Source organism: Micromonospora sp. ZG13 (assembly GCF_059359355.1).
The window spans coordinates 422,564-442,317 of sequence record NZ_JCADBQ010000005.1; the positions used below are offsets into that span (position 1 = coordinate 422,564).

General features: G+C 72.8%; 21 protein-coding genes and 1 other RNA gene. 5 read left to right on the forward strand and 17 right to left on the reverse strand.

Annotated elements, in window-relative coordinates; translation table 11 throughout:
* Positions 1 to 45: 45 nt before the first annotated feature.
* Positions 46 to 864, reverse strand: a complete 819-nt coding sequence (gene map / locus AC5L34_RS14690) for a type I methionyl aminopeptidase (RefSeq protein WP_441174970.1) — start codon at positions 862 to 864, stop codon at positions 46 to 48.
* A gap of 89 nt (positions 865 to 953) precedes the next feature.
* Between map and AC5L34_RS14695 the strand changes: the two genes are divergently transcribed.
* Positions 954 to 1,220: a helix-turn-helix domain-containing protein gene (locus AC5L34_RS14695; protein WP_357659457.1), complete on the forward strand. Its 267-nt coding sequence runs from the start codon at positions 954 to 956 to the stop codon at positions 1,218 to 1,220.
* Positions 1,221 to 1,305: 85 nt separating this feature from the next.
* Here the strand turns inward: AC5L34_RS14695 and AC5L34_RS14700 are convergent, their stop codons facing one another.
* Together AC5L34_RS14700 and AC5L34_RS14705 are read right to left on the reverse strand one after the other, a co-directional pair.
* Positions 1,306 to 1,914 (reverse strand): class I SAM-dependent DNA methyltransferase, encoded by a 609-nt coding sequence (locus tag AC5L34_RS14700; RefSeq protein ID WP_441174971.1) that lies wholly within the window; start codon positions 1,912 to 1,914, stop codon positions 1,306 to 1,308.
* A gap of 85 nt (positions 1,915 to 1,999) precedes the next feature.
* On the reverse strand, positions 2,000 to 2,560 hold the full coding sequence (locus AC5L34_RS14705) for an NUDIX domain-containing protein (RefSeq protein ID WP_441174972.1): 561 nt from the start codon (positions 2,558 to 2,560) through the stop codon (positions 2,000 to 2,002).
* Positions 2,561 to 2,780: 220 nt separating this feature from the next.
* Between AC5L34_RS14705 and AC5L34_RS14710 the strand changes: the two genes are divergently transcribed.
* On the forward strand, positions 2,781 to 3,254 hold the full coding sequence (locus AC5L34_RS14710) for a hypothetical protein (protein WP_441174973.1): 474 nt from the start codon (positions 2,781 to 2,783) through the stop codon (positions 3,252 to 3,254).
* 193 nt (positions 3,255 to 3,447) lie between these two features.
* Here AC5L34_RS14710 and rnpB read toward each other — a convergent pair.
* Positions 3,448 to 3,864: RNase P RNA component class A (rnpB, locus tag AC5L34_RS14715), an RNA gene on the reverse strand.
* Between the two features lie 103 nt (positions 3,865 to 3,967).
* Between rnpB and AC5L34_RS14720 the strand changes: the two genes are divergently transcribed.
* Positions 3,968 to 4,729, forward strand: a complete 762-nt coding sequence (locus AC5L34_RS14720) for a sulfite exporter TauE/SafE family protein (RefSeq protein WP_441174986.1) — start codon at positions 3,968 to 3,970, stop codon at positions 4,727 to 4,729.
* Positions 4,730 to 4,976: 247 nt separating this feature from the next.
* Here AC5L34_RS14720 and AC5L34_RS14725 read toward each other — a convergent pair whose 3' ends face one another.
* Together AC5L34_RS14725 and AC5L34_RS14730 are read right to left on the reverse strand one after the other, a co-directional pair.
* A complete protein-coding gene (locus tag AC5L34_RS14725) occupies positions 4,977 to 5,801 on the reverse strand; it encodes a TrmH family RNA methyltransferase (RefSeq protein ID WP_494825328.1) in 825 nt (274 codons plus the stop codon).
* Positions 5,798 to 6,607, reverse strand: coding sequence for a phytanoyl-CoA dioxygenase family protein (locus AC5L34_RS14730; RefSeq protein WP_494825329.1), 810 nt, complete (start codon positions 6,605 to 6,607; stop codon positions 5,798 to 5,800). Before AC5L34_RS14730 ends, AC5L34_RS14725 begins: the two co-directional genes overlap by 4 nt.
* 154 nt (positions 6,608 to 6,761) lie before the next feature.
* Between AC5L34_RS14730 and AC5L34_RS14735 the strand changes: the two genes are divergently transcribed.
* On the forward strand, positions 6,762 to 7,256 hold the full coding sequence (locus AC5L34_RS14735) for a GyrI-like domain-containing protein (protein ID WP_494825330.1): 495 nt from the start codon (positions 6,762 to 6,764) through the stop codon (positions 7,254 to 7,256).
* Between the two features lie 254 nt (positions 7,257 to 7,510).
* Here the strand turns inward: AC5L34_RS14735 and mctP are convergent, their stop codons facing one another.
* The 7 genes from mctP to AC5L34_RS14770 form a co-directional block, all read right to left on the reverse strand.
* Entirely contained in the window at positions 7,511 to 9,166 is a 1,656-nt protein-coding gene (mctP, locus tag AC5L34_RS14740) for a monocarboxylate uptake permease MctP (protein ID WP_494825331.1), read from the reverse strand.
* Positions 9,166 to 9,447 carry a DUF3311 domain-containing protein gene (locus AC5L34_RS14745; RefSeq protein WP_101412130.1) on the reverse strand — a complete coding sequence of 94 codons (282 nt, stop codon included), beginning with the start codon at positions 9,445 to 9,447 and terminating at the stop codon, positions 9,166 to 9,168. The genes mctP and AC5L34_RS14745 overlap by 1 nt, the downstream gene beginning before the upstream one ends.
* 159 nt (positions 9,448 to 9,606) lie before the next feature.
* Complete coding sequence (locus tag AC5L34_RS14750) at positions 9,607 to 10,827, reverse strand: bifunctional RNase H/acid phosphatase (protein ID WP_441174990.1); 1,221 nt, start codon at positions 10,825 to 10,827, stop codon at positions 9,607 to 9,609.
* 3 nt (positions 10,828 to 10,830) lie between these two features.
* The gene (locus tag AC5L34_RS14755) at positions 10,831 to 11,568 is read right to left on the reverse strand and encodes a zinc ribbon domain-containing protein (RefSeq protein WP_363901202.1); all 738 of its coding nucleotides are present in this window, start codon (positions 11,566 to 11,568) and stop codon (positions 10,831 to 10,833) included.
* Complete coding sequence (locus AC5L34_RS14760) at positions 11,565 to 12,431, reverse strand: Nif3-like dinuclear metal center hexameric protein (RefSeq protein ID WP_441174992.1); 867 nt, start codon at positions 12,429 to 12,431, stop codon at positions 11,565 to 11,567. The genes AC5L34_RS14755 and AC5L34_RS14760 overlap by 4 nt, the downstream gene beginning before the upstream one ends.
* Positions 12,432 to 12,568: 137 nt before the next feature.
* Positions 12,569 to 13,141, reverse strand: coding sequence for a flavoprotein (locus AC5L34_RS14765; protein ID WP_441174993.1), 573 nt, complete (start codon positions 13,139 to 13,141; stop codon positions 12,569 to 12,571).
* Positions 13,142 to 13,157: 16 nt separating this feature from the next.
* Positions 13,158 to 14,387 carry a helix-turn-helix domain-containing protein gene (locus AC5L34_RS14770; protein WP_441174994.1) on the reverse strand — a complete coding sequence of 410 codons (1,230 nt, stop codon included), beginning with the start codon at positions 14,385 to 14,387 and terminating at the stop codon, positions 13,158 to 13,160.
* Between the two features lie 243 nt (positions 14,388 to 14,630).
* Between AC5L34_RS14770 and AC5L34_RS14775 the strand changes: the two genes are divergently transcribed.
* Positions 14,631 to 15,302 carry a bifunctional DNA primase/polymerase gene (locus AC5L34_RS14775; RefSeq protein ID WP_494825332.1) on the forward strand — a complete coding sequence of 224 codons (672 nt, stop codon included), beginning with the start codon at positions 14,631 to 14,633 and terminating at the stop codon, positions 15,300 to 15,302.
* Between the two features lie 245 nt (positions 15,303 to 15,547).
* On the opposite strand, the gene AC5L34_RS14780 is transcribed toward AC5L34_RS14775, so the two are convergent.
* The 4 genes from AC5L34_RS14780 to AC5L34_RS14795 form a co-directional block, all read right to left on the reverse strand.
* Entirely contained in the window at positions 15,548 to 16,270 is a 723-nt protein-coding gene (locus AC5L34_RS14780) for an FAD:protein FMN transferase (RefSeq protein WP_441174996.1), read from the reverse strand.
* A gap of 85 nt (positions 16,271 to 16,355) precedes the next feature.
* Positions 16,356 to 16,946, reverse strand: coding sequence for an FMN-binding protein (locus AC5L34_RS14785; RefSeq protein ID WP_494825333.1), 591 nt, complete (start codon positions 16,944 to 16,946; stop codon positions 16,356 to 16,358).
* Between the two features lie 10 nt (positions 16,947 to 16,956).
* The gene (locus tag AC5L34_RS14790) at positions 16,957 to 18,378 is read right to left on the reverse strand and encodes a ferredoxin reductase family protein (protein WP_494825334.1); all 1,422 of its coding nucleotides are present in this window, start codon (positions 18,376 to 18,378) and stop codon (positions 16,957 to 16,959) included.
* Positions 18,375 to 19,742 carry a DUF1501 domain-containing protein gene (locus AC5L34_RS14795; protein ID WP_250100959.1) on the reverse strand — a complete coding sequence of 456 codons (1,368 nt, stop codon included), beginning with the start codon at positions 19,740 to 19,742 and terminating at the stop codon, positions 18,375 to 18,377. Before AC5L34_RS14795 ends, AC5L34_RS14790 begins: the two co-directional genes overlap by 4 nt.
* Positions 19,743 to 19,754 lie beyond the last annotated feature (12 nt).

The following is a 19,754-nucleotide window of genomic DNA, read 5'->3' on the forward strand; positions in this document are numbered from 1 at the left end:
AGGCAGGCCCGGAATGCCCTGAGTCGCCCCGACGGCAGGCAGTGGTCAGCAGGCTGAGGCCGGCCTCATGGTGGGGTCGGCCGGGGTGCCGCCGTCAGTGGGACGGCGGGTCAGGACCTGGGGGCCGGAGGCGGTGACGGCGACCGTGTGTTCGGAGTGGGCGGTGCGGGAGCCGTCGGCGGAGCGGATCGTCCAGCCGTCCCCGTCGAACTTGATCTTGTTGGTGGAGCGGCAGAACCAGGGCTCGATGGCGACGGTGAGGCCGGGTTGCAGTTTCATGCCACGGCCGGCGCGGCCGCTGTTGGCGACGTGCGGGGCCTCGTGCATGGTGCGCCCGATGCCGTGGCCGCCGAACTCGCCGTTGACGCTGTAGCCGTAGGAGTGGGCGACCGCGCCGATCGCGGCGGAGATGTCGCCGAGGCGGCCGCCGGGCTGGGCGGCGGCGATGCCGGCCTCCAGGGCAACCTCGGTGGCCTCGATCAGCTTCAGGTCGGCCGGGTCGGGGGTGCCGACGACGACGGAGAGCGCGGAGTCGGCGTTCCAGCCGTCGATGCCGAGCGCCATGTCGATGCTGAGCAGGTCGCCGTCGCGCAGCACGTAGTCGTGCGGCAGGCCGTGCAGCACCGCGTCGTTGACCGACAGGCACAGCACGTTGCGGAACGGGCCCCGGCCGAACGACGGCGCGTAGTCCCAGTAGCAGGATTCGGCGCCGCGCTCGGCGATCCGGCGACGGGCGTGGTGTTCAAGGTCCATCAGGTTGACGCCAACCGCGGCGACACCACCCAACTCGGCGAGCAACTCGCCGACGAACTGGCCGGCCACCGCCATCCGGCCGATCTCCTCGGCGGACTTGAGCTCGATCACGACAGCCTCCCCCTCCACGTACGGTATTTCTATACCGGTATTTTTATACCACGCCTGGTCGGGGCGTCCCGGAGGGATATCCTGCTGGCATGGTTCGCCAACCACTCACCGCCGAACAGATCGCCGCGGGCCAGCGCCTCGGAGGCGCCCTGCGGGCCGCGCGGGCCGGCCGCAGCCTCGTCGAGGTGGCCCTGGCAGCCGGCATCTCCCCCGAGACTCTGCGCAAGATCGAGGCGGGCCGCCTCCCCGCACCGGCGTTCGGCACCGTGGTCGGCCTCAGCCAGGCCCTCGACATTCCCCTCAGCGACCTGGCCGACGTCTGGCTGGCCGACACGCCCGTCCGCCAGGCGTCCTAGGGGCCAGCCGCCCAGGGCAGGCGCTTCGGTACGCGCCTCTCAGCCGACGGGCAGCGGTCACGCCGCCGATCGAGCACGGGTGCGCTCACCCTTCGGTGGCGGTTGCCGCGATGGCGGCGTGCGGCCGATGAGTGCCATCGCTGGGCCGCCGTACGCGCTCGACCTCCTTGAAGCCGGCTCGCGTCAGTCGCTCGGAGACCTCGTCGACGGGCCACCGGTAGGCGGTCACGACCTTGTGGTCGAACGCGGCCACCTCTTCGCCGTCGAAGAAGCCGAGCACCAACGTCCCGGCCGGGGACATCGCCCGCCGGAAGTCGGCGAGCACGCCGTCGAGATCCTGCGGCGGTACGTGGATCACCGAGTACCAGGCCAGGATGCCGGCGACGGAGTGGTCGACGACGTCGAGGTCGCGCATCGACCCGAGCCGATACCGACCGTCCGGGTGGGCCGCCCGCGCGTGGGCGATGAACTCGGGGACGATGTCGATGCCCGTCGCGTCGACGCCCAGCGAACGCAGGTAGCCGGTGATGTGGCCGGGCCCGCAGCCCAGATCGAGCACCGGGCCGGGCCGGCCGGCCAGATGCCGGCCGATGAAGGCCAGGTCGCCGGGGTCCACCTGCTGACTCGTGCCGAACAGCTCGATGTAGAGCTCCGCGACCGAGCCGTACGCCTGACGAACCTGCTCGACGTTCACCGCACGACTATATGAGCTCTCGGGTGTGGAGAAGCAAGCTCGGGACCGGCGGCCGGGCCGCGCGTGGCCGTCAGCGGCACTACCGTCACGACCATGACCGATCCGATCGAGTTGCGGGGCTTGGCAGCACCGGCCGGTTCGTCGCGTAGCCGCACGACACCGGCGCGGTCCCGGGGTCGGCGTGCCTGATGCTTGACGAATCCGTCCCAGTACATGCACGACAGCCAGCCTTGACTCCTCGGTGCTCAAACTCAGGCAGAGAACGGACCATTGCCGCCAAGACGCCATGCACGAGGGGAAGGCCGCCCAACTCGCTGATCCCGACCCATGCGATGTCGTCATGCTCGTCAGGTGCACGGTTGGTCGGAGAGCCAACCCAGTCTCCGATGTGCCAGACGCCCACGTGAACGGCATCCTCACCACTGCCGGTATGCAAGACGCCCAACCGTGAAGCGGACTCCGCCGCGATGTGAACACCGAGCTCCTCGTGCATCTCACGCGCGAGGGCTTGTAGTTCCGACTCACCCGCTTCGACCAGCCCCCCGGGCAGATCCCAGACATCTGGGTATACCCGTTTGGTCGGCCTGCGGTGCACCAGCAGGACCGCGCCGTTTTCAACGAGTGCGCCCGTGACGACAACCTGCATGACGGGAGTAGAGCACAGGGATAGGACAAGCTCGACAAGCCGAAGGGGACGCGCAGACGTCCGGATCTGCCGCGATCCAACCGCTACGCGGCGTGGCAGCCCATCGCCGGCGGCTCGGCCAGGCCGCGCTACGCGCTCGTGTCGCCGACCGTGAGGGCTGGTTCCCTGAGGAAGCGGTATCGGATTGCCAGGCGATCAGGCGGCCTGAAGCATCCACCGGGTGGACATCGTCGCTCAGTGGGTCCGCGTCTCCTGGACCAAGCAGTCACGTGGAGGCCCCCACGCCGCCCGCCGCAACGCCCTGCCTATGGCGTTCGCGCTGCCAGAGAACCGCTTACCCCTCACCCACGAAGTCACGATGCACGAGCGCGACGGGTTCCAACCACGCCCCTCCCTGCGCGTCGGTGCACCTTCCTGTGAAGCCGTCCAGCTCCGTTACGCCGAAGAGCGGGTCCGCGTCGAGCTGGTCCCGACGGCTTGGGGCATGCCCCGCCGACACCGCCGCCCTCCAGCCGTACGCCTCGCCCGAGGCCAGTGGGTGCGCTGGCAGATCAACTACCGCTTCACCAGTCACTGCACCGGAGACTGGCTCTATCGCCTGGACACGCTGAACATCGCCCATGGTCCCGTGCCTGTCGAGATCTTCCTGACCGAACCACCCCAGATCATCGATGAACTGGCCTACCTGCGCTGAAGGCAGTCGATGGCACGGCGGCATGGAAGCCGACGGGTCGCAACAGCCGATGGCACCGCGCAGAAGCCCGCGAATCCGCCGTCCAGGCCCTCAGTGCGAGTTAGCACGCCGGCCAAATTGATTTATGACGACCATCGACAGCCGGACGTAGAACCAGATCAGAGCCTGATCGCGGCTCTGAGCTGGTGGGCGACGGACGAGGCGACCTGTACGCCGGATTCTGTGACCGGCACGCGCCCCGAGGGGCTCGCGCCGGCGGCGGCCATCCATCTAGGCCTGCCGTTGCCGGCAGGCTCGAGCGGCCTACCCGCAGACATCGGGCGGGCCGCCCTCAAGCGTCTGCGCGGGTCGTCGTCCTGCTGGTCGACGGCCCTTTCTTGGCCTTGCTCCGGGTGGGGTTTACCGAGCCACCCCGGTCACCCGGGGTGCTGGTGGGCTCTTACCCCACCGTTTCACCCTTACCGTCCCCGATGGGGCCGGCGGTCTGTTTTCTGTGGCACTGTCCCGCGGGTCGCCCCGGGTTGCCGTTAGCAACCACCCTGCCCTGTGGAGTCCGGACGTTCCTCGGCGGCGGGCCGGGGCCCGCCGACGCGACCGCCCGGTCGACTCGTCCGTCGCGCACCCATCCTAACGACGCCACGGCCGCGTCTATTGCCGCCCCGGGCCGACCGGCCACCCGTCGCGCCGTGGGCGCGTACTAGCCTCTGGTGACCATGGATGTCTCCGACGCCGCGCTGCTGCTCGCCGCCGGGCTCGCCGCGGGCACGGTCAACGCGGTGGCCGGCGGAGGGTCCCTCATCACGTTCCCGGCGATGATCGCCGTGGGCCTGCCGCCGGTGCCGGCCAACGTGAGCAATTCGGTGGCGGTCTTCCCGGGGTACGTGGCGAGCGTGGCGGGCAGTCGGCAGGATCTGCCGCCCCGGCGGACGCTGGCGGCGCTGGTGCCCACCGCCATCGTCGGTACGATCGCCGGCGCCCTGCTGCTGCTGGCCACCCCGGCCCGGGCGTTCGAGCTGGTGGTGCCGTTCCTGGTGCTCGGGGCCACGGCGGTGCTGGCGTTCCAGGATCCGCTGCGCCGGCTGGTCGGGCATCCGCGCGACCTGCCGCCGCGCCGCCGTACGGTCACCGTGCAGGCCATGGTCGCAGTCGGCGCGGTGTACGGCGGCTACTTCGGCGCGGCGCTCGGGGTGATGCTGGTGGCGGGACTGGCCCTGGTGCTGGACGCGACGCTGGCGCGGGTGACCGCGCTCAAGAACCTGCTCTCCGCCCTGGTCGGGCTGACCACCCTCGTGGTGTTCGCGCTGTTCGGGCCGGTGAACTGGGCGGCCGTCGCGGTGGTCGCGCCGGCGACGCTGGTCGGCGGGTACGCCGGCGCGCGGCTGGTGCGCCGGCTGCCGTCGGTGGTGCTCAAGGTGCTGATCGTGGTCTTCGGCACGTCGATCGGGCTCTACCTGCTCTGGCGCGCGCTGCGCTGAGCCACGGCGCGCCTCTGCGGGTAGGTGATCGGGTCGAAGACCGGGGGCCGGCCGCCCTTGGAACCCTTCCTCCGCCGGCTGGCCGCCTGATCGGCCTTGGTCGGGATGGTCGGGTACGCGGCCTGCCACCGTCGGGCCTGGGCACCCGGATACCGGCCAGCACGGGGATGAACTACGGGCTGTCACCGCGCCGCCCAGCCTCTGAAACGCGGCCCAGGGTGATCAGCCCACCAGTGTGATCAGTGCGCTACCGGCGGGCGGCAGCGCTGCGCTGACGTGCCGACTCGTAGAGCACGACGGTCGCGGCGGCCGCCGCGTTCAGCGAGCTGGCGGCCCCGGACATCGGGACCCGGACGAGCTGGTCGCAGGCCTCACGCCAGCCGACGCTGAGACCGGTGGTCTCGTTGCCGATCAGGGTCAGCGTGGGTTGCGTGAAGTCGTACTCGGCGGCATCCAGTGCGCCGTGCTCATCGGCACCCACGATGCCGATGCCGACGCCGTCGGCGCGCACGTCGGCGACCCAGGACAGCACGGCCTGGTGTGAGGGCGCCCGGACCACGGGCAGAGAGAACAGCGAGCCGGTGCTCGCCCGCACCGTCTTCGGGTCGTACACATCGGCGGCATGGCCGGTAACGATGACGCCGGACGCGCCGAAGGCGTCTGCAGACCGGATGAGCGTTCCGATGTTGCCAGGGCTGGTGGGCCGGTCGAACACGACGGTGAGCATGGTCGGCCCGGCCGGGATGCGGCACAGGTCGTCCTCCGGCAGCGCGACCACGGCCAGCAGCTCCGGAACCGTGTCCGCCTTGCCGCCCAGCTCGTGCATCAGTTCACGGGAGACGGCGAACCTCTCGGCCCTGACGGTGTCCAGGGCCTTGCGTGCCCAGCCGGACAGCTGGACGTCGGCGTCGTAGAGCAGCTCTCGGACCTGCCAGCCGTGTTCGATGGCCATGGCGATCGGGCGCACGCCCTGTACGAGGAACTCGCCGCGACGCTGCCGCTTGGTCCGATTGCGGAGCAGAGCCTCCCACTGCTGGAATCGCGCATTGCGGCCACTCACCCGCACCCTCACCGTTGTCCCCGTCTCCCCCGTACCTCAGGAACGAGGGTGTCCTGCCCGAGTCCTCGGCGAATCGCGATCTCCACGGGCGAGTACGCACCGTCGGCCCGTTCCAGTTCGTACGGCGCGGCCGGCATCAGCGGCGGCTGGGCCATGAAGCGCGGCCGCGTCCCGTGGTGCGGTTGCGCCGCGTGCACCAGGAACGGATGGCACAGGAAGACATCGCCCGGGGACCCGGTGGCCAGGGCGAGTGGCCGGTGGTCGGACGCCGCCACCAACTCGGGCGCGAGGTCCAGCCCGCTCGCCCCGTCCTCCCCGTACTTCTCCAGCACCTTCGGCACGTCGAGGTGTGAGCCGACCCGGATCCGGGTCGGGGCGTCCTCCGCACCGACCTCGCTGAACAGGCACAGCAACAGCAGCGCCCTGCCCCGGGAGCGAACATTCGTGAAGTACCAGCTTGCACCCTCCGGTAGATAGCTGCCCTCGATATGCCAGCCCACGTCGTCCGGCTCGTCCTGGTGCGGGAAGCGCAACGGGAACGTGCCCAGCGAGTAACGCGGCTCCCAGCGTCCCGCGCCGACGAGCAGGTCGTACGCGTGGTGGAGGAACGGTGAATTGGGTGCGGCGGCGAACGGCCCCTGCGCCATGCCGGGCACCCAGTGCACGGGCTGCGTCCAGGTGGCTGGGTCGTCCGGGTCGCAGCCCGTCTCCCGCCACAGCAGCCGCGCGCAGTCCGCGGCCACGCGCGGTGCGACGGCGCCCGCCAACTTCACGAAGCCGTCGCGAAGGAAGCGGGATACCAGTGTCGTGTCGTCCATGCCCCCATCGTGTGGCGGCACCGATCCCGATCATCCGACACTTTCCGCTCCGCTTCCGTCGGGTGTGCCGCAACAGAGCCGGTCACGATACGGAGGCACTGTCGCACAGCACTTCAGATTCAGGTTCCGCCCAACTGCCGAAGGGAGCGAACGCATGGAAACCCGCATCGTCGACCGTCCCGCGTTCCGGCTCGTGGGGCACGCTGCCCGGGTTCCACTGATCCACCAGGGCGTCAACCCGTACATCCAGCAGCACATCGCCGCGCTGCCGGCAGAGGAGCACCTGCGCCTGAAGGCACTCGGCGACACTGAGCCGAGCGGCCTGCTCGCGGTCTTCGATGGCTTCGACGCGGACTACGACGAAGGCAGCGAGCTGACCTACCTGCACGGGGTCGCCGTGTCCCCGAGCACGCCGGTCCGGGGCGATCTCGAGGTCATCGAGGTCCCGGCGGGCCGCTGGGTGGTCATCCGGGCCGTGGGGCCGCATCCGCAGACCCTGCAGAAGACCTGGTCCGCAGCCGCAGCCGAGTGGTTTCCCTTCAACCCGTGGCGGCTGCGGCCGGGCCCGGAGATCGTCGCGGTGCCCGAGCCGACGGACGACCTCAGCACCGCGACCCGCGAGCTCTGGCTGCCCGTCGAGCCGGCGTAGCGACGGGGTGGAATATCCGGGTGCCCAGGCCCGACGGTGGCAGGCCCGTACCCGTCCGGATCCGGTCGCGTGAAGAAGAGCGTCCGGTGCTCGACGTCCAGGAAGGCGGTCCGCCACCGCGTGGCCGGGTTCGCCTCGTCGTACGCCCGGCTGTGTAGCCACCGGCGCGCGGCCGCACGGCTCGCCCGAGAGGGAACGTACCCCGCGTCGCCCCCGGCCGCAGGGGGCCGGGGGCGACGCGGTCCCCGATGGGCTCAGGCGACCGGTTCCGGGGCGGCGTCGGCGTCGCGGCGCGGGCCGGGCACGACGCGCGGGTCGCCCTCGTCGGCGAAGTAGTCGTCCGACGTGGTGCCGTCGCCGCCGTCGCGCACCTTCGCCGCCCGCAGCACCACCGTGAGCAGCGCCGCGACCACGAGGTTGACCAGCACGGCCACGATTCCGACGTAGATCGTCTTCGGGGTGTCGAAGCCGAAGTCGGCCAGCGGGAACGCCGAGCCGCCGAAGTGCTTGCGGCCGGTCGCGGCGTTCGGGATCTGGTAGAGCATCCACATGCCCAGCCCCATGCCCGCGATCCAGCCGCCGATCAGCGCGCCCCGGTGGAACCAGCGGGTGTAGAGGCCCAGGGCGACCGCCGGCAGCGTCTGGAGGATGATCACGCCGCCGATGAGCTGGAGGTCGATGGAGAACTGCGGGTCGAGGAAGACGATGCAGGCGACCGCGCCGACCTTCACCACCAGCGAGGTGATCTTGGAGACGTTCGCCTCCTGCGCGGGGCTGGCGTCGCGCTTCAGGTACTCCTTGTAGATGTTGCGGGTGAACAGGTTCGCCGCCGCGATCGACATGATCGCCGCCGGCACCAACGCGCCGATGCCGATGGCCGCGTACGCGACGCCGGCGAACCAGTCGGGGAACTGCTGGTCGAACAGGACCGGCACCACCGTGTTGCTGTCCACGGTGCCCTCCTTCGACCCGGGCAGCGGCTTCACCCCGGCGGCGATGGCCATGAAGCCGAGCAGCGCGATGAGCCCGAGCAGCAGGCTGTACGCGGGCAGCGCCGACATGTTCCGCTTGATCACGTCGCGGTTCCGGCTGGCCAGCACCCCGGTGATGCTGTGCGGGTAGAGGAACAGCGCCAGCGCCGAGCCGAACGCCAGCGTGACGTACTGGAGCTGGTTGTTGGCGTTCAGCAGCACCCCGTCGTTGGGGTTCGGTGACGCGTCGAACTTCGCGTCCGCCGCGTCGAAGATCTCGCCCCAGCCACCCAGCTTGTACGGCAGGTAGAGCACCGCCACCAGGATCACGATGTAGATCAGCGTGTCCTTGACGAACGCGATCAGCGCCGGCGCGCGCAGCCCCGACTGGTACGTGTACGCGGCGAGGATCGCGAACGCCACGATGATCGGCAGGTGCCGGGCCAGGGTGCTCTCGCCGGTCACCCCCATGGTCTTGAGCACCGCCTCGATGCCGACCAGTTGCAACGCGATGTACGGCATCGTCGCCACGATGCCGGTGATCGCCACGAGCAGCGCCAGCACCGGCGAGTCGAACCGCTTGCGGACGAAGTCCGCCGGGGTGACGAAGCCGTGCCGGTGCGAGACCGACCAGAGCCGGCACAGCACCAGGAACACCAGCGGGTAGATGACGATGGTGTACGGGACGGCGAAGAAGCCGGCCGCGCCGGCACCGAACATCAGCGCCGGCACCGCCACGAAGGTGTACGCGGTGTAGAGGTCACCGCCGACCAGGAACCAGGTGATCCAGCCGCCGAAGTTGCGCCCGCCCAGTCCCCACTCGTCCAGGTGGGCCATGTCCTTCGGGGCCCGCCACCGGGCCGCCACGAACCCCATCGCGCTGACCAGCAGGAAGAGCACCGAGAAGACGATGATCTCGGTGAGGTGGTCGCGCCACATCAGCGGCCACCCGCATCCGTACCGGCCGGCTCCTCCGACGGGCCGCCGGCCCGCTTCTTCGTCATCTGGTACACCAGCGTGGTGGTGGCCACGCCGAGCAGGATGTAGGCGAGCTGGAGCCAGTAGAAGCGCGGGAAGCCGAGGAACCGGGGCGAGTCCGCGTTGAAGAAGACGGGGATCAGGGGCACCACGATGGGGATGAAGAGCAACCAGTTCCAGGGGCTGTGGTCCTTCGCCCGGGACCGCGCCGCGGTGGGCGCCTCCGGTTCGGGTGCGGCCATGGCGACATACCTCCGCGTGTCGTAGATCGGCACTGATGACGGCCGGAGGCTACGACCCTGTGACGGGGGTCACGTTCGATGGGAGGAGGATGCTGCGCCGAACGGCGGACGGGATGCGCCGAACGGCCGCGCCGGGCGGCCGGACGGACGGCTCCGGGCTCAGATCTCGGCGAGGTGGGCGGTGTCGTTGACCGCACGGACGGCGACGCCGCCGTCGGGCCACGTGTCGAGCACCGAGATGCCGGCCGCATCCAGGAAGAGCCGGTGCAGGAAGCCGTCACCGGCCGCGAGGGCGTCGCGCAGCACCAGCTTGATCGGCGAGACGTGCGAGACCACCACCACGGTCTCCCCGGGGTACGCCCGGCACAGCCCGTCGACGGCGCGACGGCAGCGCTCGGCGACGTCGGCGAACGACTCGCCGCCCGGCGGGGCCACCCGGGTCGAGGCGAGCCACGCGTCCATCTCGCCCGGCCACTCCTGGCGGACCTCGGCGAAGGTGCGCCCCTCCCAGGCCCCGAAGTCGCACTCGACGAGGTCGTCCTCGCGGCGCACCGGCACACCGCCGAGCGCACCGGCGATCGCCTCGGCGGTCGCCGTACACCGGGACAGGGGCGAGCTGACCACGGCCGCGACGGTCGGGGCCAGCCGGGCCACCCGGGCGGCCGTGGCCCGGACCTGGGCCCGGCCGCGCTCCGACAGCGGCACGTCGCCGCGGCCGGAGTAGCGGCGCTGCTCGGTGTACGCGGTCTCGCCGTGCCGCACCAGGACGAGCCGGGTGGCGGTGAAGCTCGGCCGCGGCTCCCAGGAGGCGGGCGCGGTGGCCGGGTCGGTGCCGGTGGTCGTCGCCGACGCGGCGCGGGCCGCCACCTCGCGGGCCCTCGCCCGGGCCGGCGAGTCGGGGGCGGCGACCTCACGCGGCGGCTCCACGACGCGCGGCGGCGCGACGGCGGCCCGGGCCGGCGCCTTGCCGGCGGCGGCGTCCATGGCGGCGTTGGCGAGGGCGTCGGCGTGCCGGTTGCGGTCGCGGGGAATCCACTGGTAGCGGACGGCGGCGAAGCGGCTCGCCAGCCCGGCGGCCTGCGCGGCGAGCGGGCGCAGCCCGGGGTGCTTGATCTGCCAGCGGCCGCACATCTGCTCGACCACCAGCTTCGAGTCCATCCTGGCCTCGACCTCGGCGGCGCCCAGCTCGGCGGCGGCCTCCAGCCCGGCGATCAGCCCCCGGTACTCGGCGACGTTGTTGGTGGCGACGCCGATCGACTCGCTCCGCTCGGCCAGCACCTCACCGGTGTCCTGGTCGCGGACCACCGCGCCGTAGCCGGCCGGGCCGGGGTTGCCCCGGGACCCGCCGTCGGCCTCGACGACGACCACGCGCGGCGCCACGGGCTAGAGACCGGACTCGTTGGTGCGGACCATGATCCGACGGCAGTCCTCGCACCGGACGACCTCGTCCGGGTCGGTCTTGCGGATGCGGGCCACGTCGGCGCCGGACAGCTCCAGGCGGCAGCCGCCGCAGCGCCCGGCGGTCAGCAGCGCCGCGCCGAGCCCGGTGTCCTCGCGGATCTTGTCGTACAGCCCCAGCAGGTCGGCCGGGAGGTCGGCCGCGAGCGGCTGGCGGGCGCCGCGCTTGAACTCCTCCTCCTTGGCGATCTCGGCCAGGCTCTCGTCGCGGCGGCGCTCGGCGTCGTCACGCTTCTCCCGCACCTCGGCGAGCCGCTTCTCCACGCCGTCCAGCACGCCCTGGGCCGTCTCCCGCTGCTCCATCAGCTCCAGCTCGGCGTCCTCCAGGTCGCCCTGGCGGCGGTTGAGCGAGACCAGCTCGTGCTGGAGGGCCTCCAGCTCGCGGGCCGGGCCGGTGCCGGCGGCCAGCCGGGCCTCGTTCTTGGCCTTGCGGGCCCGCACCTGGTCGACGTCCTTCTCCATGCGGGCGATGTCCCGGTCCAGGTCGTCGACAGCCACCTGGGCGCGGACCCGCTCGTCCTCCAGCGCGGACAGCTCCCGGGCCAGCGCGTCCAGCTCGGCCCGCTCGGGCAGCGCGCGGCGGCGGTGGGCGAGCTGGGCGAGGGAGGTGTCGATGGCCTGGAGGTCGAGCAGGCGGCGCTGGACCTTGGGGTCAGCCTTCACGGTCGGGGCTCCTTGTCGTCCACCGCGGGTGGGGCGGCGTGTACGGTCCACGGGTCGGTGGCCAGGTCGGACACCAGCGTCTCGACACCCGTCGCCTCCCGGAGGAGAGCGGCCAGGTCGTCCAGCCACGGTCGTTCCGTCGCCCAGTGGGCGGCGTCGAGCAGGGCCGGGCCGTCGGCGGCCAGGTGCTCGCCGGCCGGGTGGTGACGCAGGTCTGCGGTGAGGTACGCGTCCACCCCGGCCGCGGTCGCGTCGGCGAGGAAGCCGTCCCCCGCGCCGCCGCTGACCGCGAGGGTACGAACCATACGCCCGGGATCCCCGGCGGCGCGAACTCCCCAGGTGGTGGCGGGCAGCACGGCGGCGGCGTGCCGGGTCAGCTCCGCGAGCGTCATCGGCTCCGGCAGTTCGCCGATGCGGCCGATCCCCCGGCCGTCGCCCTGCGCGGGCGAGCCGGGTGCGGGACGGTGCAGCGGGCGCAGCCCGGTCAGCCCGAACCGGGCGGCGAGGGCGTCGGAGACGCCCGGGGCGGCCACGTCGGCGTTGGTGTGCGCGACGTAGAGCGCCACGTCGGACTTGATGAGCCGGTGGACGATGCGGCCCTTGTAGGTCGTGGGGGCCACCGAGGAGACACCGCGCAGCAGCAGCGGATGGTGGGCGACGATCATGTCGACGCCGGCGTCGAGCGCCTCGGCGACCGTCTCCGGCACCACGTCGACCACGCAGAGGACCCGGCGTACCGGGGCACACGGCTCGCCGAGCACCAGCCCGACGCGGTCCCAGTCCTCGGCCCAGGCCGGCGGATAGCGCCGCTCCAGCTCGGCGACGACGTCGGCGACGGTCGGCGGGGCTGCGTTGGTGCTCACGGCGGGCCAGCTTACCGGCGCGGGACGTGGCCGGGGCCCTCCCCCACCGACGCGGCGGCGTGTCCCGCCGCTCCCCGGGCGCGCCGGAGGGTCCCGTGCCGACGCCGTGCGTCGACCCGGGACCTTCCGGCGCGCGTTCAGGCGACGGGGCAGAGCCGCTCCCGTACGGCCGCCAGGCCCAGGGCCCACGGGAAGGCGGCCACGTGCCGTTCGCCGGTGCCGGGCGGGTGCAACGGGATGACGTGATCGCCGAACAGCACCGTCACCCCCCACTCGGCGAGCCGGGCGATGCCGGCCTGGAAGGCCGGGTGGGCCGCCATCGCCACGTTCGTGTACGGCACCGCCACCACCGGCACGCCCATGCCCTGCGCCTCCACCAGCAGCCCGAGGGCCAGTGTGTCGGTGATGCCGGCCGCCCACTTGTTGACGGTGTTGACCGTCGCCGGGCAGACGATCATCGCGTCCGCCTGCGGCAGCACGTCGAGGTCGCCCGGGTTCTTGTAGTGGGTGCGGACCGGATGGCCGGTCTGCCGGGCCAGCGCGGCCCGGTCGACGAACTTGGCGCCGTCCGGCGTGGTGACCACGCAGACGTCCCAGCCGTCCTGGTGGGCCAGCTCGACGAGCCGGCCGACGTGGCGGGCCAGCGGCGAACCGCAGGCGATGACGTAGAGCACCTCGCGGCGCTCGCTGCTCGGGTGCGGGCCGGTCATCAGGCCGGCTCCGCGCTCATACCCCTACTCCCATGTGCTCAGCCAACTCCGCAATCGGAGAAGGCGGCGCACCACGTGTGCGACGCAGGATGTCCGACATCACCTCGTGGGCGATCGGCCGGCACCGGATCTCGGACGGGGCGAGGCGGTCGCCGCGCAGCAGCATCTCGCCGGCGTTGGCCACGTCGCCGACGTGGGCGAAGCCCCGGGCGATGTCGAGCAGGTGGTGGGCCCGGCGCTCCGGCAGCAGCGCGTTGAACGCCGGCTCCTGGATCCGGTTCCGGTGCACCTCCACCGCCCGGCCGCCGTCGCCCAGTTCGACCGCCGCCGCGGCCCGGTGCAGCTCCACGTTGGTCGGCCCGAACGAGGTCCAGTAGTGGTTGTGGTCGCCACCGAGCAGGGTGGCCGCCTCCTGCGCGCCGTTGATCAGGTCGTCGACGGTGGCGCAGTCGCCGATCCGGGCGGCGGCCATCGCCCCCTGGAGCAGCAGCATCCCGTACACCGACAGCAGGGCCGGGGACGCCTCGTTGCCGCCGCCGGGGGCGAGCCGGTTGGCGATGGTGACGTTCAGTTCGAGGGCGGGGCGGGGCCGGCCCATGGCCACCAGCGCGTTGCAGACCCGGGTGGTGGCGATGCCGGCCAGCAGCGGGTCGTCGGCGCGCTGGGCGACCGCCATCGAGCGGTCGGCGGCCAGCCAGGCCAGCTCGCACTCGCCCAGCTTGCGCAGCACCGACGAGGCGATCTGGTAGACCTGCCCGAGCAGGTGGGCCGCCTCGCGGGCCGGATCGCCGGCGTGACCGGCGTCGGCGGCCTGGGCGTCGCGCAGCAGCTTCGGCAGCGCCCGGGTGAGCATCCCGTACCGGCCGTACTGGTAGGTGAGCCAGGCGTGGTTGACGGCCTTGCGCATGTCGGCCAGGGGCGGCGGGTACGGGGCGGCGTCGAAGTACGCGCTCATCGAGTCGTACCGCTCCAGGGCCGCCCGGATCTCCTGCACCTCCACCTGGTCGATGCAGTTCAGCGCGTCCGTACGCCGCTCCGGGTCCTTGCCGAGCAGCAGCTGCACGTCGACCTGGAGGATGTCGGCGATCTCGTAGAGGACGGAGAACTTGTCCAGCCGGCGCACCCCGCGCTCGACCTTGTCCACCCAACTCTTCGACTTGCCCAGGCGGTCCGCGAAGACCTGCTGCGACATCTTGCGCCGCCCCCGCCAGTAGGCCACCCGTCGCCCGATGGGTAATTCGTCCATCTACCCGTGCCTCCCCTTGTGCCTGCTCGAGCGGGCGTGCCGGCCGGTCGCCCGGCGTGGCGATCCGTACGCCTCAGGTTTCGCTGGTCGCACAGCGTGTGCGTCAGCCATACAGCCAGTCCTCGTAGTTTTCGTGCAAGTTGCATCAGCCGTTCGTCAGCTCAACGATCGCGGGTTACGGCAGTGACGGTGCTCGACATGCGACCTGGGCACCGGCCGGGGTCCGGCGAGGGGAGATGGCACATGTGGGGAAATGTCGCGCCGCGCGTCGTTCAATTGTCCCCGATGGAGCGGGTGCGGCTGCGGCGGGTGGCCGTGCGGTACGCCCTGCACGGCTGGGACGTCACCCCCGGCGCCTGCCTGGCCCGTAGCCGCTTCGTGTGCGGGCGGGCCGGCTGCCCCACGGTCGGCTGCCATCCCGCGCTGGAGAACTGGGAGCACGCGGCCAGCGCCGACCCGGCGCGCGTCGCGACCTGGTGGCGCACCCGACCCCACGGCGTGCTGCTGCCCACCGGGCGGGCGTTCGACGTGCTGGAGGTGCCCACGCACCTCGGCCGGCACGTGCTGGACGCGGTCCGCACGCACCCGGCCGGCGTCGGCGTACGCGGGCCGGTGCTGGTGACCCCGACCGGCCGCTGGATGTTCCTGGTCCGCCCCGGCGACCCGCTGCGCCCCGAACTCGACCACTGCTTCCACGTGGTCCGGCACGGCCCGGGCTCGTGGATCCCCGCCCCGCCGACCCGGCTGCCGGAGGGCACCGTGCGCTGGGCGGTCGCGCCCGAACAGGCCCGCTGGCAACTGCCCGACTCCTACCTGGTGCAGAACGCGCTGATCGAGGCCCTGCGGGCCACCGGCGTCACGGTCACCTCCGACCTGATCCCCGGGCACCTGCCGCTGCCGCGCCGGGGCATGTGACGGCGGCTCGACAGCGACGCCGGAGGGCCGGCGCTCGTTGGGTACGGCGACGGCGCACCCGCGCCGGGAGCGGGGGTTACATGTCCACCGACGACACCGCGCGCCAGCCGGACGGCACGGAGCCGCCACCACGGCACCACCGGCCGCACCGCCGCTGGCCGGTCACCCGGCCCGCCGGCTCCCGACCGGGCCGCCCCCGGCCCCTCGGCTCCCGACCCGCCACCACCCGCCCCTTCCGCTGACCCTCAGCCGGCCAGGGGCAGGGCGGTGGAGTGCAGCAGCCGTGCGTCGTCGGTGACGACCGCGTGCTGGTGGCCGGGCAGGCCGTCCAGCCAGCCGACGCCGGCCGGACCCATCGCGACGGCCGCGGTGGCGTACGCGTCGGCCAGCCCGAGATCCGGCCCGACCACGGTGACCGAACGCAGCCCCCGGGCCGGCACACCCCGGCGCGGGTCGAGCACGTGGTGGCCGCGCTCGTAGACGCCGGACGTGGCAACGGCCAGGTCGGTGCCGGTCAGCACGAGACAGGTGGACATCGCGTCCCACGGGTGCCGCACGCCGATCCGCCAGGGTCGCCCGGTGTGGGAGCGGCCGCGTACCCGCACGTCGCCGCCGGCGTTCAGGCAGTGGTTCGCCGCCCCGGCCGCGAGCAGCCGGTCCGAGGCGACCTGCACCGCCCAGCCCTTGACGTAGCCGGACGGGTCGAGCCGCCCGGTGGCGTACGCGTCGAAGAAGCCGTCGGTGACCCTCCACAGCTCGGCGCAGCGCGCCAGCACGTCCCGCAGGTCGGCGCCGGCCGCGGAGAGCGGCAGCTCGCCCCGGTCGAGGCGGCACACCTCGCTGTCGGCCCGGTACGTGCTGAACCGGGCGTCGACCTCGCGCAGCCAGGCGAACGCGTCCCCGGCCAGCCCGTCCAGCTCGGCGACGGGCAGGTCGTCGGCGAGGTCGAGGCTGATGGCGGTACCCATGACCTGCTCGACCCGGCGCAGCCCCGGCCTGGTCGCCGGTGGACACCCGCCCGGCCCGCGCCACCCCGCCGCCGACACCGGCACGTCAGTTCGCCCGGTCGATCGCGGCCTGCAACGACTGCCGGTACGAGGTGCTGGTGGCGGTCGCCCCGGACACGGTGTCCACGTCGGCGCTCTGCCGCTGCACCACCAGCCCCGAGGTGCCGCTGTAGCGGCCGTCGACCTGCTCGCTGCGCTGGTCGGACTGGGCGGTCTCCTCGGGCAGCTCCAGGGCCACCACGTCGACGATCCGCGTCCCGCGCAGGGTGATCTGCACCTGGACGTTGCCGTACTCGTTCTCCACGACCGGCCCCGTGACGGTGCGGGTGGTCGGCGCGGGCGGCGGCTTGGTGGTGGTGCGCGGCGCGGAGGGCGCCCGGGTGGTGGGGCTCGGCCGGCTCGCCGGGGGCCGGGTGACGGTGCGGCCGGGCCGGGGGGACGCGACGGTGCGGCTGGGCGACGGCGCGGCGGAGACCTCGCCGCCGGTCGGGGCCGGGCCGGCCGGCGCGGGGGTCACCGGCACGGGCGCCGCCGGCAGGTCCTGAGCGACCGGGCTGGTGCCCGGCGAGCCCTTCAGCACCACCATCGCGGTGGTGCCGGCCGCCAGGCCGGTGATGGCGAGCAGGGCGCGACGCATGGCAGCCTTCCTACAGCTCGAACGTGGCGAGGTGGATCTGCCGGCGGGGCACGCCGGCCTCGCGGAGCACCCGCAGCGACTGCTCGACCAGGCCGGGCGGCCCGCAGAGGTAGACGTCGCGCCGGGCGACGTCCGGGACCAGCCGGCGCAGCCCGTCCGGGCTCATGACCTGGCGGGGGCCGGGGTCGTGGCGGGAACCGACGACGTACCAGATCGCGGTGTCCCGGGCCTCGGCGAGCCAGTCCAACTCGCGGTGCAGCAGCACGTCGGCCGGCGTACGGGCGCGGTAGATCAGCGCGGCGCCGGGCGGCAACTCCTCCAGCATCGCCCGGATCGGGGTGATCCCGCTGCCGCCGGCGATCAGCAGGGCCCGTTCGCGGGTGCGGTGGGCGGCGGTGAAGGTGCCCGACGGGCCCTCCGCCCAGACCCGGGTGCCCGGTTCGAGATCGCGCAGGTCGGCGGTGTGCCTGCCGACCACCTTGACGGTGAGCCGCAGCCAGCGGTCGTTGACGGCGGCGGAGACCGAGAACGGGTGCGCCTGCCACCAGCAGCCCCGGGCGAGGAAGCGCCAGCGGAAGAACTGCCCACCCAGTAGCTCCAGCCGCTCCAGCCGCTCCCCCGTCAGGTAGATCGAGATCGTGTCCGGGCTCTCGGCGACCACGTCGGCGACCCGCAGCCGGTGCCGCAGGTTGAACGCCACCGGCGCGAGCACCCGGCCCCAGAGCAGGGCGGCGAGCACCAGCGCGTACATCGCGATCCAACCGGTGCGGACCGGACCGGGCCGGAACAGCTGCGCGCCGTTGCTGAACTGGTGGGCGAAGCCGAGCAGCAGCACCGCGTAGCTCGACAGGTGCAGGGCGTGCCACAGCTCGTAGGGCAGCGCGCTCCGGATCGCCCGCACGCTGGTGAGGCCGACCAGCACCAGGATCCCGGCGGCGGCGAACGCGGAGACCATGTCCTCGTAGTCGCGCAGCAGCACGCCGGCCTCGGTGAGCACCGGGTTGTCCTCCAGGTCGGCGTAGCCGACGAGGATCAGCGACGCGTGCGCGAGCACGGCGACCAGCAGGGTGGCCCCGACGTCGCGGTGCCAGCGGGCGATGCGTTCGCCGCCGGCCCACCGCTCCAGGATCGGCAGCCGGCTCATCATCAGCACCTGCACGAGCAGCAGGTAGCCGGCGACCAGTCCCGTGATCCGGCCGGCGGCGGTGAGGGTGGCGGCCGTCGTGCGCAGCGATCCGGGCGGGGTGTCCAGCCACCAGGGCAGCACGCTGGCGAGCAGGCCGACGACGAGCAACGCGGCCAGCAGCCGCCGGCCGCCGGGTCCGCGTCGCGGCGGCACCAGCGGGCGTACGTCCGCAGCCGGCCGGCCGCCGCGCCGGGACGGGGTCGTCCCGGCGCGGCGGCCGGCGGCGTGGGTGCGCGGGTACGTCACGCGTACAGCTTCATCGGGCGGTACTTCTGCCGGGGGAAGATCTTGTCCACCTCCGCATTGGTGAGCCCGAAGCGGCCCTGCGCGACGGCCCCGTAGACGTTGAACATGTTGTTGTACTCGGGCACGTCGCCGGAGTCCAGGTCGTCCAGGCCGTTCCAGGTGCCCAGCAGCGAGCCGGCGAGCTTGCGGCCGGAGAGCACGGTGACCACGCCGCCGTGGCCGTGGTCGGTGCCGCCGCCGTTGGAGGCGACCCGCCGGCCGAACTCGCTGGAGACCATGATGGTCACGTCGGCCGACTTCTCCCCGAGGTCGGTGAAGAACGCCGCCATGGCGCTGGCCAGCTCGTTGAGCCGCCGGTGCAGCTGACCGCCGTCGCGGGTGCCCTGGTTCTCGTGGGTGTCGTAGCCGCCCATTCCGACGGTGGCGACCCGGACGTTCGCCCCGCCCTTGATGAGCTGGGCGAGCTGCTGGAACGCGTTGCCGACGCCCTTGTACTCGACGCCCTCGGCCGCCTGGTACGGCTTCGCGGCGAGACGCTGCGCGGTGGCCAGCGCCCCCAGGCCGTCCTGCACGGCCTCCTGCACGGGGTGGTTGATCCCGGTGAAGAGCCCCTTGATCGCCTTCTCGGTCGCGGCCCGGTACCGGTCGTCGCCGTTGAGCCGCAGCGATCCGACGTTGTTGAGGGAGAGCGCGCCGTTGTTGCCGACCAGCGAGCGGGGCAGCGTGCTGCCGATGCCGACGCTGCGGAACGCGGTGCCCGTGCCGAGCGCGTCGACCAGGCTGTCCAGCCAGCCCCGGCCGCCGGTCTCGCCGGGCAGGCCGCCGAGGTTGCAGGCGTCCGCGGCCTGGAAGTGGCTGCGCGAGAGCCGCTCGTCGGAGACCGCCGGGACGAAGCCGAGGTTGCCGCTCTTCAGCCACTTCTCCAGCGGCTTGAACGCGCTGGTCAGCTTGAAGCCGCGCCCCACCGCCAGGGAGTCGTCGCCGAGCAGCAGGTCGGGGCGGGCCTTGGCGAGCACCGGGTCGTCCGCCGGGGCGACCAGGCTCAGCCCGTCCAGCCCGCCGTAGAGGAAGACGTGGATCAGCGTGCCGGTCTTGGTGGCGGCGAACGAGGCCGAGGTGGTGACGAACTGTGCCGTCGCGAGGGCGGTGGCGGTGGCGGCGGCGCCGGCCACGAACGTCCGCCGGGTCACGCCGCGACCGTCCTGCTGGGCCTCCTCCAGGTCCTCCAGCCGCCGGTAGCGGTCGGCCTCGGCGGCGTTCTCGGCAGCGACGATGTCGGCCTCGGCCCGCAGCAGCGCCTCGGCCGGGTCGTCGGCCAGTCGCCGCAGGTCGGGGCATTCGGGGTGCAGGGGAAACGTGTGCACAGTCTTCTCCAT

Coding starts and splice junctions, on each gene's coding strand:
- AC5L34_RS14695 (WP_357659457.1), top strand. CDS start 954: ATGGTTCGCCAACCACTCACCGCCGAACAGATCGCCGCGGGCCAGCGC.
- AC5L34_RS14705 (WP_441174972.1), bottom strand. CDS start 2,560: ATGCAGGTTGTCGTCACGGGCGCACTCGTTGAAAACGGCGCGGTCCTG.
- AC5L34_RS14720 (WP_441174986.1), top strand. CDS start 3,968: ATGGATGTCTCCGACGCCGCGCTGCTGCTCGCCGCCGGGCTCGCCGCG.
- AC5L34_RS14730 (WP_494825329.1), bottom strand. CDS start 6,607: ATGGACGACACGACACTGGTATCCCGCTTCCTTCGCGACGGCTTCGTG.
- AC5L34_RS14735 (WP_494825330.1), top strand. CDS start 6,762: ATGGAAACCCGCATCGTCGACCGTCCCGCGTTCCGGCTCGTGGGGCAC.
- mctP (WP_494825331.1), bottom strand. CDS start 9,166: ATGTGGCGCGACCACCTCACCGAGATCATCGTCTTCTCGGTGCTCTTC.
- AC5L34_RS14745 (WP_101412130.1), bottom strand. CDS start 9,447: ATGGCCGCACCCGAACCGGAGGCGCCCACCGCGGCGCGGTCCCGGGCG.
- AC5L34_RS14765 (WP_441174993.1), bottom strand. CDS start 13,141: ATGACCGGCCCGCACCCGAGCAGCGAGCGCCGCGAGGTGCTCTACGTC.
- AC5L34_RS14770 (WP_441174994.1), bottom strand. CDS start 14,387: ATGGACGAATTACCCATCGGGCGACGGGTGGCCTACTGGCGGGGGCGG.
- AC5L34_RS14775 (WP_494825332.1), top strand. CDS start 14,631: ATGTGGGGAAATGTCGCGCCGCGCGTCGTTCAATTGTCCCCGATGGAG.
- AC5L34_RS14780 (WP_441174996.1), bottom strand. CDS start 16,270: ATGGGTACCGCCATCAGCCTCGACCTCGCCGACGACCTGCCCGTCGCC.
- AC5L34_RS14785 (WP_494825333.1), bottom strand. CDS start 16,946: ATGCGTCGCGCCCTGCTCGCCATCACCGGCCTGGCGGCCGGCACCACC.